The following is a 13,882-nucleotide window of genomic DNA, read 5'->3' on the forward strand; positions in this document are numbered from 1 at the left end:
CCTTACTTTTGGATCAAATCTATATTCAATAGTTCTGTTAGAACTTTTGAATCAATGGTTAAATAGTGTCGCAGCAGGGCTGCCATTCCTCGAAAGAAATCTGTTTCCGCATGCTCATCGACCATTTTTGCTAACATCGGAACAAACTTCTCCAAATGGTCCTCGATAAACTGTTTTTGTTCCTTCAGTAAATAGCGGATTTCCTGGAGAGCGGTTGCTGCCTGTGACTCGGCAGACTCAATGCATAGCCGATTTAAGTGAAAAATAAAATCTAGTTCCAGCCCGATATGGTCATCCGCTTCGATATTGTAATCACCAGCTTGAAAACCGTATTTATTGTAAAGCTTCCTCACATCCATGGTTGTCTGTTGAAATAGTAATTTGTCTTTTCGGACATAAACAGATTCCCAAGGGGAAGCCTGTACCTCAAAGGGACCAATAAACATTTTCGTGTAATCCCAATGTAAGTCTTCATAATGTTTTTCAATCATTCCTGGATTAAACACCGCTAAATAGTCTTTTATTTTTTTTACACCTGCACGAATCCCTTCTGACTCTTCTTGAAAGGGAAATAAATCAATCATATTCTTTTGTATAAACAGCTTTACATATTCTCGTGGTGGTTCTTCAATAAAGAATCTCCTTAATATGTCATAAGCAAATTCTCTTGCATAAAAAATATCCACTGCTTCCTCGATGGTTAGTGATGGTTTTGTCATTTCCATCCTCCTCACTCCTTTTTGTTACATATTCTCAAGGCTGAATTCTGCCGGGGTTGTCAAGTCAAGATGGACTTCCCTAATCGTTTGCTGACCACTTTCCATTTCTACCACGTTTGAAGAAATGACAATCGTTATTTCCTTCTCCTTTAATTGTGGAATTGCCTTGATAGGAAACTGGACGTAATCATAATCCGCATTCGGAAGATACGGAAACCCTTTACGTTCCAAAACCTTTACAACTTTTCGTTTATCAGGGCCGAAAACCTTCGCTGTTTTAAAGTAATAATCGACAGCAGAAAAGTGATAGGTTTCGTCCATTTTTTGATCGTGATTTTGTTGATAGATTTGCCCCGTAAATTTATTTTCTAGTGAGCAATAATGGACACCCAGTTTCAACTTCTTTTCCAGCGCATATTGAACCAATTCAAGACAAAGCTTCTCGCTTTCCGCCACCGCTAGTCCACCTGCATACCAGAAGTTGTAGTAGACATCGTAAGGGGGATTTTTTAGCTGTAATCTCTTTTCCCTGAAGGCTTTGGCATTTTCAAGCGGGAAGCAAAATTCCAATAGATTAATCCCAAAAATCTCAAGGGCTTCTAAATCAAGAAGAAGTTGTTTCATTTCCTCGTCTGTTCCTGGGATCACTGGCATTTCCACTAGAACATTGGGAATATAGCTTTTCGCCATGGCAATTTTTCCAAGAATATGGTTCCGCTTTTTTTCGGTATCTTCTAATTTAATGCTGAACCGAATTTCTTCTAATCCTTCCTCGTTTAAACCATGAAGGACTCTTTCCGTTAGTAGGTCCCCTGCCGTATACAGTCTTGTATGAGCCTCCGGGAACAATTTTTTCGCCTGTTGGAAAAAGGAAATGGTTTCATCTGGATGTAACAACGGCTCCCCGCCAGTCAAGGCAAGGTGTGTGAGCTGGATGTTTTGATCAAACAAGGATTGCAGCTCCTGATTCACATTTTTCTGGTTTTGCAGATAAAATTGGTAGTTGTCCTGATTTTTGTTAAAACAGAAATAACAGTCCCGATGGCATTTTAAGGAGACAAAACTGGTGTAGCTGCCACTGCCTTTTTGGCAGGCCACACAAGCACTCGAGATTTTTTGATTAGATAGGACACTTTTTCCATTATTTCTAAATGTAGCTCCATTTGCTTTAAGATCTTCCATTTGCTGCACTAGCTCTTTATGGTTGTTCCGGTCCTCAAAGGGGAGACCGAATGCTTCAATTTGATTGATGGTGCCTTGTTCAATATTTTGATAGATCGTTGTATATTTATTTAGTGATGGATTATTCACTTTCTTCACTTTTTCATCCGTGAGAGTCTTCATCTTATCCACCTTCCTATATGTGAATCATTTCACTTACTACTATTAGTATATAAGGACTAAGGATTCAAAGATATGTCCCCGGTGAACGAAAAAAACCATCATTTTTTGTGCGTCATGGACATGAGGATATTACGAAACTGTGACTTTCATTGTCCTTCCTTCGTAAATGAGATACCATGAAGGTAACAATCATGAGTATGATAGAAAGGATGGGTACGTACTATGAACGAATCTATGGTCATCCCTAATTTTGTACATCAATTGCTTACTACTACTACAGAAGACGCGGCACAACTAACAAACAAACTGTGCCAACTTATCTCACACCCTGTCCTTATTACCGATTCCTACTATCAAATCCTTTCATCGTCCTATCCTGCCGGCTGTTCGGCTCTTACTGAAATTTTGGCAATTCAACCAGTAGATTTAATTGAAAACTCCATCGCTTTTAGCTGCCAAATGACCACAACCGTATCGGATGAATATGGTCTTGCTTGCCCGATAACACAAGGAAATACTATGCTAGGATATCTATTTATTTTGCTTAGTAAAAAGGAAAAGCCGCAAATCTACGCATCAATCCTTGAATTTTCCGCTTCACTTGCTAGTATTCAGCTTCATAGAAAGCTAGAAAAGCGACAAGAAAAAATGAAGTTCAAGGAACCATTCTTATTCGATTTACTCTATGGAAATCTCAAGCAACTAGAGGACATCTATGAATATGGAAATGTGTGGAATTGGGACTTTCACCTTCCACAAACCGTTTTAGTATTTTCATTGACTGACTTTAATCATGTGTTGACCGACAAACAAATGATCAACCATCTTCTCTATATCGTGGAGCGAACCTTAATCGAAGGAAACATAAAGCCGATTACTTTAAAAAGAAAAAGCCAAGTGATTGTGATTTTCCCTATGGAAGAGGATCAGCAAAAGCAGCATCGAGCTGTTATTGAAGATTTTTCTACTACGATCATCAACCAGATGCAATCACTTCACCCTGGCCAGCCTCTATCCTGTGGTATCGGGAAGACTTACAAGAATCCTGTCGAGTTATTTCGAAGCTTTCAGGAGGCAAAGGTAGCTTTAGAGCTTGGGGAATTAATGGAAATTACGATTCCATTTTTTTCAGATTTAGGCTTAGAAAGAATTTTATATAAACATGATCTGCAGGATTTAAAAGAATATTACCAGGCAACCCTAGGGGAATTGCAGCTATATGACGAAACGAATAGCGCGCAATTAATGGAAACACTTGAAGGTCTGGCCGCCAATCAATTCGATATGACAGCTACTTCAAAAGCCCTGTTCCTTCATCGAAATACCTTACGATACCGGTTGAAAAAAATTGAGGAAATCCTTAATCTCAAGCTGGATGATTTGAACAACAAGCTAAATATTACGGCCGCTTTAAAAATCAAACAGCTTAGAAAAATTTAAATGTGAGGAGGGGTTAGCTTGAAGGAAGCCATTTATCATAATACCTGCCCACGAAATTGCTATGGAACCTGCGGCATCCTCTCGCATGTTAAGAATGGGAAACTGATCAAGGTAACGGGAGATCCTGAGCATGGATATTCCAAGGGGAAGCTTTGTGCGAAGGGGTATGCCTTTACAGAATACGTATATAGTCCAAACCGACTTAAATATCCGATGCTGCAAAGCCCTCGAGGCTCAGGCAATTGGAAACGAATTTCATGGGATGAGGCCTATACGATCATCGCGTCAAAAATGGTTGAGCTAAATCAGCGGTACGGCTCCAACTTAGCAAGTGGCTACAATAAATATTCCGGTAATCTTGGGCTGCTTCATTATGCAACAGAAGGGATGTTTAACAGTATTGGACCACATACCAAGCCAATTGGTAACCCTTGCGCTCTTTCTGGGAAACATGCGATGAATCACTCCTTTGGTAAGAATTTCAGCTCCATTCCTGAAGATATGGCAGGATCGAAACTAATTGTTCTTTGGGGGGCAAATCCTGCGATAACGAATGTGCATCAAATGAAATTTATTTATGAGGCTCGGAAAAAAGGAGCAAAGCTAGTCGTTATTGATCCGGTTTTTACCCAAACGGCGAAAAAAGCAGATCTCTATATTCAAATTAACCCTGGTACGGATCGGTTGCTAGCTCTCGGGATTGCGAAACTTGTTATCAATAGCAAACAGCACTCTATTCAATTCCTTGAAGAACAAACCGAAGGCTGGCTCGAATATAAAAATTATCTTGAAGACCATTTAACGATTAAAGAAGTCTGTAAGCAAACAGGGGTTTCATTAGAGGCACTCAAGGAACTGAGTGATTTATACGTAACCATTAAACCCATCGCAACCTGGGCGGGTTTAGGGATACAAAGGAATAAACGCGGGAGTGACAGCATCAGCGCCATCAACAGTCTCGCCGCCGTCACCGGCAACCTGTTTATTCCAAATGGCGGGCTTTACTATATGCATTTTGATGTTGAGGATTTTCCGTGTGCTCTCCTCAATCATCAAGGACCTGAGCACCCGTCGATTCCCGCTTCACGGGAAGTGGATATCAGTGATTATGCAGCAAATGCCTTTCAACTTTCTGATCCGCCACTTAAGCTGTTATGGATAGCATCGAGAAACATAACCCAGGATCAAAATTTTAATGCATGGGCTAAATTGTTTCAGCATCTAGAATTAGTGGTCACGGTCGATCTTTATATGACAAAAACAGCTGAAAGATCGGATATTGTTCTGCCTGCAGCCAGTCATTTTGAAGAAGAGGACTTAAATGTGGGGTATTGGCACTATTGGTTATCAATCAATCAAAAGGCGATTCCCCCTTATTATGAAGCAAAAAGTGACCTCCAGATTGCCAGGGAGATAACCATAAAATTAAATGAGCTATCACCGGGATTTTCAAATTTCCCGGCTTCCAAAGAGCCTGTTGATTGGATTAAAGAAGAACTAACACCGGAGATTAGGGACTTATATTCATTTTCAAGCTATGAAGAACTTCTTCAACGACCTTATCAAAAGGATAGGACGAAGGGAATCCCAGAAGACAGAAACGTATTCCGCATGTTCACACCTGATAAAAAGAAGATGAAAGACCAGACTGGGTTTGATAAAGTAAATGAATTTAAATTGCTCACACCGCAATCGTTATTAAAAATACATTCACAGTACGCATCGTTAAATTGGCTGAATAGCCCGCAGGATGAATCCTGTATCGAACTGTCCAGTCAAGCAGCACAAGTGAATGGTATTAAGGAACGGGAAAAAATTGAGGTATATAATGCCCAAGGCAAAATCGTCGGTGTTTCCAAAATTAATCCGCATTTGCCCAATACTATCATCCTTGCCCACCAAGCAGGCGATAATCCAATTAATCAATTAATTTTACAGTCAAATGAACAGAATGGCAGTACGTATTTCTATGACAGTGTCGTTTATATTAGGAAAGCGGAAGCGCCCTGATCAGCGGCGTATGGCCTCCTCGAAAAAGCTAACGCTTTTTCTTCGTGCGAAGTCTATGCTGCCGAAGCATTCCTTGTGGAGCGCTCCAACTGAGATAAAGGAAACACGAAGAGCCGAAGGCGATTCGATGTTGACTTATCGTAGGGCGGAGAGCAAAGGACACTAGCCGTTAGGGCGCTGGAGCTAGACAGTAAACTAAGTTCAAAGCCTTATAATTTTTATATAGAAAGTGGAGGGAGAATGATGTATAAACAATTGGGCTATTCCTTTAATGCCGATGATTGTATCGGCTGCAGGGCATGTGAGATTGCCTGTAAAAATGAGAACCAAACTCCCTCCCATATCCGATGGAGAAAGGTTAATAAAATTGCACCTGATTTATTCCTATCTATTTCTTGCAATCACTGTGACACTCCCGAATGCTTTAGAGTATGTCCGGAGCGGGCATTTACAAAAAGACAGGATGGCATTGTCGAAATCGATGAAAGCCGCTGCAATGGCTGTCAATTATGTGTTTCCGCATGCCCATACAATGCTCCACAGTTTGATCCAGAAACACAAAAAGTGAGTAAATGCCAGATGTGCTATCCACGTCAGGATGCTGGACTCCCACCTGCCTGTGTCGAAGCCTGCTCAACAGGCGCGCTTTCGATTTTCGACCTTAACAAATTTTCAGACCCAGAAGCAGTTATGACACTTCCAGGTTTTCCAGACATACGAGTAACCAGTCCATCCATCGTGTTCTATCCAGTAAAGCCGAGAAAACGGTATTTTATAAAGTAATGGAGCGGATACGCTAATGATTGGCCCTCCTACGCTATAGGGATATTCTTCATATCCCTAGTCAAATTATCCTAATTTATAACTTTAATACCTAACTCATGCCTCTCACGAATAGAATGAGGTAATCCCAGAAAGGAGTGAGCAGACGATGAGCAGTTTGTTGGATCGCAGTCCATTTTTATTTTTAACCTGTATTATCGCTGGTTTTGCCTTATTAAGGGTACCGTTAACAGGATTTTTCGCACCGCTTAGCCCGCTAGTCGTTCTAATTGGTATTTTAGCTATCCTTTTATTCTCTTTAGTCTTGATCGTCCAGGGATTACTTTGTTTAGCAGGAAAAAGAAAATAACGGGCATCAAAAAGAGAGCGAAATTCTTCGCTCTCTTTACTGTTTATTCTGCGGTTTAGCCGCACTTTCTCTTACAATCAACTTCGTATTTATCGTGATTTTCTTACTAACTTCCCTTTTTGAGGCTAATCGCTCCAACAATAAATCAACAGCCGTTTCACCCATAATCTCTGTATATAATTTAACAGTCGTTAACGGCGGAACCATATATTGCGCAGTTGCGACATCATTAAACCCGACAATGCTCAACTCATCGGGAATTTTAATTCCTAACTCATAGGCAGCTTTATAGCATCCGACCGCAATCGTATCATTTGCAACAAAAACAGCTGTCGGCTTTGGATCGGCTGATAGCATTTCTCTTAGATTGGTATATCCATCCTTTGGGTCATAGCCGCCAATTTTGACTAATTCCTCTTTGAAAATACCCTTTTCCTTTAGATAATTTTCAAAAACATCCTGCCGCAAATCCTTAAACCGGTTACCATACATATCGGTTTCCACCCCGCCTATAAAACCGATATTTTCATGACCTAATTGGGTTAAATAATTAAGAGCATTTTTGGTTGCGGAATTGAAATCAATCACAACGGAATCAAAGTAATACTCATCAGGATTGGAATCAACAAAGACACATAGTTTTTGAAAATCCTTAATATTTTCAGTCTCCCTTTTTTTGAATGTTCCAAGGCATATGATTCCATCGATTTTTCGGAGATTCTCCTCATTGCCTTCCTGTTCAATTCTGAAAAAATCAATGCATTTACTTTTTAACTTTTTTTCTAAGGCAACCCTTATAGACAGGTAATAAGTGTCTACTAATTCTTCTTCGAGTGAGAAAGAATCGTATAACCCGATTCTCCATTTACTCTTTGGCTTTTTCTTTGGAGTTATCACATAGGCTAATTCCTCTGCCGCTTCAAAAACTCCTTTTCTTGTTTTGGGTGAGACACTTAATGTTTCATCATAATTTAATACACGAGAAACGGTAGTGATTGAAACATTAGCTAAATTGGCAATATCCTTTATTGTCGCCATTATTTCTCCCTGCCTACCTGCTTATTCTTTAACAGCTCCACCCAATATCCCAGAAATAAAATGTTTTTGCAGCAAAAGGAAAAAGATCATAATTGGGACAGTAGATAGGGTAGTTCCTAACATTAACTGACCATAATCAATTCGCGCCATTCCGATTAAACTGGATAATGCAACAGGCAAGGTAAACATATCTTTCGAATTTAACGTGATAAGCGGCCAGAGTAAGCTATTCCATTGGGACATAAAAAGAAAAATAGCAACGGCAGCCATTGCAGGCCTTGTTACAGGCAAAATAACCGTAAAGAATATTTTTAATTCCCCTGCCCCATCCACTCGGGAAGCCTCTATAATCGAATCTGGAATCGATTTCATATTCTGCCTCATTAAATAAATCGCAAAAGGGGAGGCAAGCGTTGGTAATATAATTGCTTGATACGTATTTAACCAATTAAAGGTAACCATCATTTCAAACAAAGGAATCAATGTCACCTGAGAAGGAATCATTAATGTGCATAAAATGATAAAAAAGAACAAGTTCTTTCCTTTAAACGTAAATTTTGCAAAAGCGTACCCAGCCATTGAACTAATTAGCGTGCTAACCACTGTATAAACGAGAGCAATAAATAAGGAATTCCAAAAGATTTTGGCAAACCCTAATGACTCATTCAGCGATTGCAAGTTCTTTGCTAAATAATCACCTGGAAGAAGTTTAGGAGGTAAACGAAAAATCCCTCCTGATGGCATGGTAGAACCGACGAGCATCCAGTAAAACGGTGCAATGGATAAGAGCACACCTGCTACTAATAAACAATAAATCCCTATTTTTGTGGATAATTTCTTAGAATGGATCATGATTCATCACCTACCAGTTTCATCTGAACCCATGAAATGATTGCCGTTATGATGACAAGCACATAAGCAATCGCTGATGCATAACCAAAGTCAAAAAATTTAAAGCCTGCTTCATATAAATAAAGTGTAATGGTCATCGTGGCATTATTTGGTCCGCCTTGTGTCAAAATAAACGGCTCATCAAATAGCTGAAGGGTGCCTATGGTTGACATGACAACAGTAAAAATAAATACAGGTTTTAATTGAGGAATCGTGATCATGAAAAATTGCTTTACTTTACTTGCTCCATCCATACTTGCCGCTTCATATAAATCAGATGGGATATTCTGCAAACCAGCTAAGAATATCACCATATTATATCCGGTCCATCTCCAGGTCATAACAAGGATGACAGAAACCTTCGCCCAAAATGGGGTTGTTAACCAAGGTATGGCTTCAATACCGACAAAGGACAATAAATAGTTTACAAGACCAAAATGCTCATCTAATAGAATCATGAAAACAATCGATGCAGCAACGAGTGCTGTGATGGCAGGCATAAAGTAAGAGATTCGAAAAAACGCCTTCCCTTTTAACATAGAAGAGTGGAGTCCCACTGCAATCAGTAAAGAGAGAAAGAGCATGATGGGAACCTGGACAATCAAAATTTGAAAAGTATTTAAAAGCGATTTATAGAAAACGGGATCTTGAAATAGTCGAGAATAATTGGCAAAACCCACAAATGATTTCTCTACACCACGTACCTCTTGAAAGCTTAAGATAAACGAAGAAATGACGGGATAAACAGTAAAAATCATAATGAGCAAAAATGCTGGTGCAATAAAAACATATGGGACATTTTTAGGAGTTACTAAACTTTTTCTCTTTTTGACTCGAAAGTTTGTTTTGGTATTTAAAACCTTTTCTGTTTGCTCCAACCGAGCCACCATCCTAACTTCATAGGATTCTAGAATTAGAGAGCTGAGAAAAATTAAAACTCTCAGCCCTTTGTACTCTAAAAATCTATTTTTTTATTTCATTCTCTAATTGTTTCTGCACATCCTTTAAGCCAGATTCGACCGATTTATTTTCAAGTAAAATCGCTGCTTGTGCATGACTCGTAAGACTGGTTGCTTTTGCAAAATTTTCGTTTACGTTAATTTGTGGCACTTGGTCAACAATATCAGCAAATTTTTTGAAAATAGGACTATTATTAAAGTACTCGTTATTAGCCGTAAATGTTGGATCGCTATACGTTTCCTTCAAGGATGGGAAAAGCCCATATTTTTCAAAACCTAACAATTGGGATTCTTGGTCCGTTGTAAAATATTCTACAAAAGCATAGGCTGCAGATTGATTTTTGCTGGATGAAGGAATCAACACAGATGAACCTCCTACGTTCGCGTATCTGGTGCCGCCTTCTTCAAAACTTGGCAGATAGAATACATCCCATTTCCCTTTTAAATCTGGTGCTTGGTCCATGATGGTACCAGCATACCAGACACCATAAGGAACGGTAGCAACACTTCCATTTACCGTTGCGGTTACAATTCCATCCCACCCTTTATTATTTAAGACTAAATCCTCGTCATGAAGTTTTTTGATTACTTCCATGGCTTGGATTGCTTCCTTCGATTGCAAGGTGATTTTGTCGTCCTTATCAAAATAAGAAAGTCCTTGCTGCTGCATCATCATTTGGAAGACACCATCATAGTTTGGTATATCAATCGGTAATAACTGTGCACCTGTAGCCTCTTTAATCTTCTTCCCTGCTGCAATATAGTCTTCCCATGTTTGAATGGAGTTTGGATCAACATTTGCTTTTTCAAATAAATCTACTCGGTAGAACATCCCTGCAGGTCCAATATCCCATGGGGCAGCAATGAAGTTTCCGTCTTTATTCTGAACAGCGGCGACCTTAGCTGGATTGAATGAATCTTTATATTGGTCATAACCAAGTTCGTCCAAATTTACAAATCCTTCCGGAAATTGGTGCAAGTATCCAGGAATTCGTTCATCCTCCATTAATACAACATCTGGTAATCCTGAACCTCGCGCTGCTAAACCAACTGTTACCTTATCGTATAAATCAGAGCTATTAAAATCCTCAACTGTAACGACTACATCTGGATACTTTTTTTGAAATCCCTCAACAGCCGCTTCCATCGTTGCTGCTGCAACGTCCCAGCCCCATACAGTGATCGTACCTGCTGGATTTTTTGAATCTCCCGTTTTCGCTTCATCCCCCGCTGTTTTATTGGAACAGGCAGATAGCAGAAGCAAAAACAACACTAACATAATCGGCATGTACTTTTTCATTTTATTGACCCCCTCTTTTTTTAAAGAAATTGTTTTATTGACTACTTAACTGGAGCATATTCTTCTGTTTTCTTTAAATAAGTTCTCCAGGTAATACACCACTTTTCTGGATGATCCAAATAATCTTGCTCGTCAATTTTATGAATGGTGCTATTATGTGGGGCACTTTTGATGATTTCTGGATTTTCATACGCTTCGTTGGATATTTCCTCTAGTGCATTGATATATTCATCTAAATCCTCTTTCGAATAAGACTCTGTTGGCTCAAGGGTAAATGGTTGTTTCACGATATAAGGATGGTGGCTAGTCCAGTAATGAAGACCGAAATCCGTCATTCTTAACTGAATATCCTCTGTTGTTACCCCGGTTTCCTTTGTTAACTGCTCCCAGCTGTAACGGACCTGCTCAAGTCTGTGTCCTTTGATATACGGTGCACTTGCGCCGCGAATCGCTAAAACCTTGTGGTACATATAGTTATTATTTAAAACGGCAGTTTTTGCTACTTCTTTAAGTCCGCTCGCACCCAGGGCGCGAATCCAAGCATAGGCACGCAATACCGTTTGAGCTACGCCATGGAAAGAGCGAACCTTGCCTATTGAATGCTCTAAATCATATTGGAGTGAATATTTCCCGTCCTGATATTCAACAATCGGGGCTGGCAAGAACTCTTTTAATGCTGCCGTCACACCAAGTGCACCCGTTGCAGGTCCGCCGCACATATGCGGGGCAGCAAAGGTTTTGTGAAGATTAAAGAAACACATATCAAAGCCTGCTTCCTTTGCTCTTGTGATTCCTAAAAGGCCATTCGCATTTGCCTGATCGTAGAAGCAAAGACCGCCTGCCTGGTGAACAATATCTGTAAACTCTTTTATTTTTGGATTAAAAATGCCTGTATCCTCAGGGTTTGCCACAACAAAGCCGGCTGTTCTCTCCGACACCGCGGCTTTTAACTTTTCGATATCAGGGTAGCCATTCTCATCCGGATGCAAGGTAATAATTTTATAGCCTTTGACTGCTGCCGTTGCTGCCTGCGAAGGGTGGGAGAAAATCGTTGTAATGATCTCATTCCGCTGATCTCCTTCGCCCTTTTGTTCATGGTATTTTCTTACGATCGATGCCATCGCAAACAGTGCTTGCGTCCCACTGCTTGGCTGGAAGGAGAAATAATCCATTCCCGAAATTTCTCTCATACATAAGTCCAGCTTGTAGAAAATCTCAAGCATTCCTTGAACGGTATCTTCGCTTTGTAATGGATGAAGCTCCATCATTTTCGGATCACGAACTAATAATTCGTTTATTTTTGGAATGTACTTCATCGTACAGGTTCCTTGGCCGATTTCCACATTAAAATCCGAACCAAGTGTTTCTTGGGAAAGCCTCAAGTAATGTCTTAATACCCTTGCTTGACCTATTTCAGGGAGATTGGGCTTGCTTTTTCTCTGCATGGCTGCTGGAATGGCTGAAATTCCATCACCTACAGCCAATGTGATTTGTTCGTTTACAGGCGGTAGCTCCACACCCTTTTCCCCTGGCTGATGGAGTTCAAAAATTATCGGTTCATTCCATTTTGCTTGGTGAAAATCCCGGGTCATGCTTGTTCGTTGAATCCTTTTCATGTCTGAGTGCTCCTCTCTTTTTACGATTATTATGCTAAAATATCCTTAATAGCTTGAACCAATTGGTCAATATCCTCTTTTGTATGAACCTCGGTTACACAAAATAATGCGGATTGACCAAACTCTGGGAACTCGTGCGAGAGGTCCTTTCCAGCAAAAATCTTCTTTTCTAGCAGTCTTTGATTCATTTGTTCAACGGAATAGCCAGTTTCATTAAAATCGACGATAAACTCTTTAAAAAAGGATGAATGTAAACGCGATCCTGTTACATTGGCTATTTTGTTCAACTCGTAGACAGCATACTGGCTATTTTGCATAATCGTTTGCCCTACTTCCTGCATACCATTGGGACCAAGCAAGGCTAAATAGACTCCGGCTGTGATACCCCATAATGCGGTCTGCGTTCCAACGGATTCTTTTCCTTTTTCCCTTTGTGCAAACGAGGTCCGTTCATATGCCACATCTCCAAAGCCGTATTCTCCTTCTTTCACTGTAGGGACAATCCCAAACAATCGAGATGGATACTCATTGACCACTTTTACATCATTATGTGAGGCTATGAAGCCTGCCTGGCCACCGCTATAATTCATATGCATGCCAAGTGGCTGCAGGTCTCCACAAACAATATCAGCTCCATAATGACTTGGTGGTGCTAGTACACCCAGCGAAATCGGATCTACTCCAACTACCATCAAGGTTTCGTTTTCTTTTAATAGATTCGAAATCTCTATTCCTTGCTCCTCAATAAAACCAAGGTAGGATGGATTTTCAAAATAGAGAGCAGCAACATCTTTTGTTAATTTTTTTCGTAAGTCTTCTAAGTCCATTACCCCTGATTTCGTATCAAATTGCACAAATTCAAATTCTAATTCCGGTGTTCCGTAGTTGATAATTATTTTGCTTCGTTCGGGTGCTACGGTTTTGGCTAATAAGACTTTTTTCCTCCCGGTAATACGGGCTGCCATTCGAATGGATGTAGCTGCAGCCTGCCCCCAATCAAAGGTTGGAACATTTACCACATCCATATCTACTAATTCAGCTAGTAAACTTTGATACTCATAAAGCGCCTGAAAACGTCCATGGTCCTCGTACGGTTCCCCCGCATAGGCCGTTAAAAATTCTGAGCGCTGATTAATTTCATCACAAACTGCTGGGATAAAGTGCTGCCAACAGCCCGCTCCTAGGAAATTCAAATATTCCTTCATACTTGTATTTTTATTTAGAATTCCTTCAATATGGCGTCTGAGCTCATACTCCGTTAATGCCGGCGGCAGTTGTAGGTCTTCTTTCAACTGCAGCTCCTCCGGGATCCCAGCGTATAGTTCCATAATGGATTCAGCGCCAATCACCTTTAGCATTTCCGCTTGAACTTCGGGCACCATATTTGGAATATAAGGGTGTACCTTTTGTGACATAAAAATGACCTCCTTGTA

Annotated in this window: 12 protein-coding genes; 4 read left to right on the forward strand and 8 right to left on the reverse strand. The window is 40.1% G+C overall.

The features are described from left to right. Positions 1 to 2 precede the first annotated feature (2 nt). Both V7124_RS08000 and V7124_RS08005 read right to left on the reverse strand, forming a co-directional pair. Positions 3 to 719 carry a TorD/DmsD family molecular chaperone gene (locus tag V7124_RS08000; protein WP_335487810.1) on the reverse strand — a complete coding sequence of 239 codons (717 nt, stop codon included), beginning with the start codon at positions 717 to 719 and terminating at the stop codon, positions 3 to 5. Positions 720 to 743: 24 nt separating this feature from the next. Next, on the reverse strand, positions 744 to 2,063 hold the full coding sequence (locus V7124_RS08005; protein WP_335487813.1) for a radical SAM protein: 1,320 nt from the start codon (positions 2,061 to 2,063) through the stop codon (positions 744 to 746). A 222-nt stretch (positions 2,064 to 2,285) separates the two neighbouring features. On the opposite strand from V7124_RS08005, the gene V7124_RS08010 reads away from it, so the two are divergent. The 4 genes from V7124_RS08010 to V7124_RS08025 all read left to right on the forward strand — a co-directional run bounded on the left by V7124_RS08010 (position 2,286) and on the right by V7124_RS08025 (position 6,645). Next, positions 2,286 to 3,503 (forward strand): PucR family transcriptional regulator, encoded by a 1,218-nt coding sequence (locus tag V7124_RS08010; RefSeq protein ID WP_335487815.1) that lies wholly within the window; start codon positions 2,286 to 2,288, stop codon positions 3,501 to 3,503. A gap of 18 nt (positions 3,504 to 3,521) precedes the next feature. Beyond that, positions 3,522 to 5,513 carry a molybdopterin-dependent oxidoreductase gene (locus tag V7124_RS08015; protein ID WP_335487817.1) on the forward strand — a complete coding sequence of 664 codons (1,992 nt, stop codon included), beginning with the start codon at positions 3,522 to 3,524 and terminating at the stop codon, positions 5,511 to 5,513. Positions 5,514 to 5,756: 243 nt separating this feature from the next. After that, the gene (locus V7124_RS08020; protein WP_335487819.1) at positions 5,757 to 6,296 is read left to right on the forward strand and encodes a 4Fe-4S dicluster domain-containing protein; all 540 of its coding nucleotides are present in this window, start codon (positions 5,757 to 5,759) and stop codon (positions 6,294 to 6,296) included. 148 nt (positions 6,297 to 6,444) lie between these two features. Beyond that, positions 6,445 to 6,645, forward strand: coding sequence for a hypothetical protein (locus V7124_RS08025; RefSeq protein WP_335487822.1), 201 nt, complete (start codon positions 6,445 to 6,447; stop codon positions 6,643 to 6,645). A 36-nt stretch (positions 6,646 to 6,681) separates the two neighbouring features. Here the strand turns inward: V7124_RS08025 and V7124_RS08030 are convergent, their stop codons facing one another. The 6 genes from V7124_RS08030 to gcvPA all read right to left on the reverse strand — a co-directional run bounded on the left by V7124_RS08030 (position 6,682) and on the right by gcvPA (position 13,864). After that, positions 6,682 to 7,683: a LacI family DNA-binding transcriptional regulator gene (locus V7124_RS08030; protein WP_335487825.1), complete on the reverse strand. Its 1,002-nt coding sequence runs from the start codon at positions 7,681 to 7,683 to the stop codon at positions 6,682 to 6,684. Positions 7,684 to 7,704: 21 nt separating this feature from the next. Next, the gene (locus tag V7124_RS08035) at positions 7,705 to 8,535 is read right to left on the reverse strand and encodes a carbohydrate ABC transporter permease (RefSeq protein ID WP_335487828.1); all 831 of its coding nucleotides are present in this window, start codon (positions 8,533 to 8,535) and stop codon (positions 7,705 to 7,707) included. Further along, entirely contained in the window at positions 8,532 to 9,452 is a 921-nt protein-coding gene (locus tag V7124_RS08040; RefSeq protein ID WP_335412111.1) for a carbohydrate ABC transporter permease, read from the reverse strand. The genes V7124_RS08035 and V7124_RS08040 overlap by 4 nt, the downstream gene beginning before the upstream one ends. 85 nt (positions 9,453 to 9,537) lie before the next feature. After that, positions 9,538 to 10,833, reverse strand: coding sequence for an ABC transporter substrate-binding protein (locus V7124_RS08045; RefSeq protein WP_335487832.1), 1,296 nt, complete (start codon positions 10,831 to 10,833; stop codon positions 9,538 to 9,540). A gap of 41 nt (positions 10,834 to 10,874) precedes the next feature. Then, positions 10,875 to 12,449, reverse strand: coding sequence for an aminomethyl-transferring glycine dehydrogenase subunit GcvPB (gcvPB, locus tag V7124_RS08050; protein WP_335487837.1), 1,575 nt, complete (start codon positions 12,447 to 12,449; stop codon positions 10,875 to 10,877). A gap of 29 nt (positions 12,450 to 12,478) precedes the next feature. Beyond that, a complete protein-coding gene (gene gcvPA / locus V7124_RS08055) occupies positions 12,479 to 13,864 on the reverse strand; it encodes an aminomethyl-transferring glycine dehydrogenase subunit GcvPA (RefSeq protein ID WP_335487840.1) in 1,386 nt (461 codons plus the stop codon). Positions 13,865 to 13,882: the final 18 nt, after the last annotated feature.

This window comes from Neobacillus niacini (genome assembly GCF_036961885.1).
GTDB classification, from domain to species: Bacteria; Bacillota; Bacilli; order Bacillales; family Cytobacillaceae; genus Neobacillus; species Neobacillus niacini_H.

Bases quoted from the DNA above. Each gene is read 5' to 3' on its own strand.
- V7124_RS08000 (WP_335487810.1), bottom strand. From the start codon at position 719: ATGACAAAACCATCACTAACCATCGAGGAAGCAGTGGATATTTTTTAT.
- V7124_RS08030 (WP_335487825.1), bottom strand. From the start codon at position 7,683: ATGGCGACAATAAAGGATATTGCCAATTTAGCTAATGTTTCAATCACT.
- gcvPA (WP_335487840.1), bottom strand. From the start codon at position 13,864: ATGTCACAAAAGGTACACCCTTATATTCCAAATATGGTGCCCGAAGTT.
- V7124_RS08035 (WP_335487828.1), bottom strand. From the start codon at position 8,535: ATGATCCATTCTAAGAAATTATCCACAAAAATAGGGATTTATTGTTTA.
- V7124_RS08045 (WP_335487832.1), bottom strand. From the start codon at position 10,833: ATGAAAAAGTACATGCCGATTATGTTAGTGTTGTTTTTGCTTCTGCTA.
- gcvPB (WP_335487837.1), bottom strand. From the start codon at position 12,449: ATGAAAAGGATTCAACGAACAAGCATGACCCGGGATTTTCACCAAGCA.
- V7124_RS08020 (WP_335487819.1), top strand. From the start codon at position 5,757: ATGTATAAACAATTGGGCTATTCCTTTAATGCCGATGATTGTATCGGC.
- V7124_RS08005 (WP_335487813.1), bottom strand. From the start codon at position 2,063: ATGAAGACTCTCACGGATGAAAAAGTGAAGAAAGTGAATAATCCATCA.
- V7124_RS08010 (WP_335487815.1), top strand. From the start codon at position 2,286: ATGAACGAATCTATGGTCATCCCTAATTTTGTACATCAATTGCTTACT.
- V7124_RS08025 (WP_335487822.1), top strand. From the start codon at position 6,445: ATGAGCAGTTTGTTGGATCGCAGTCCATTTTTATTTTTAACCTGTATT.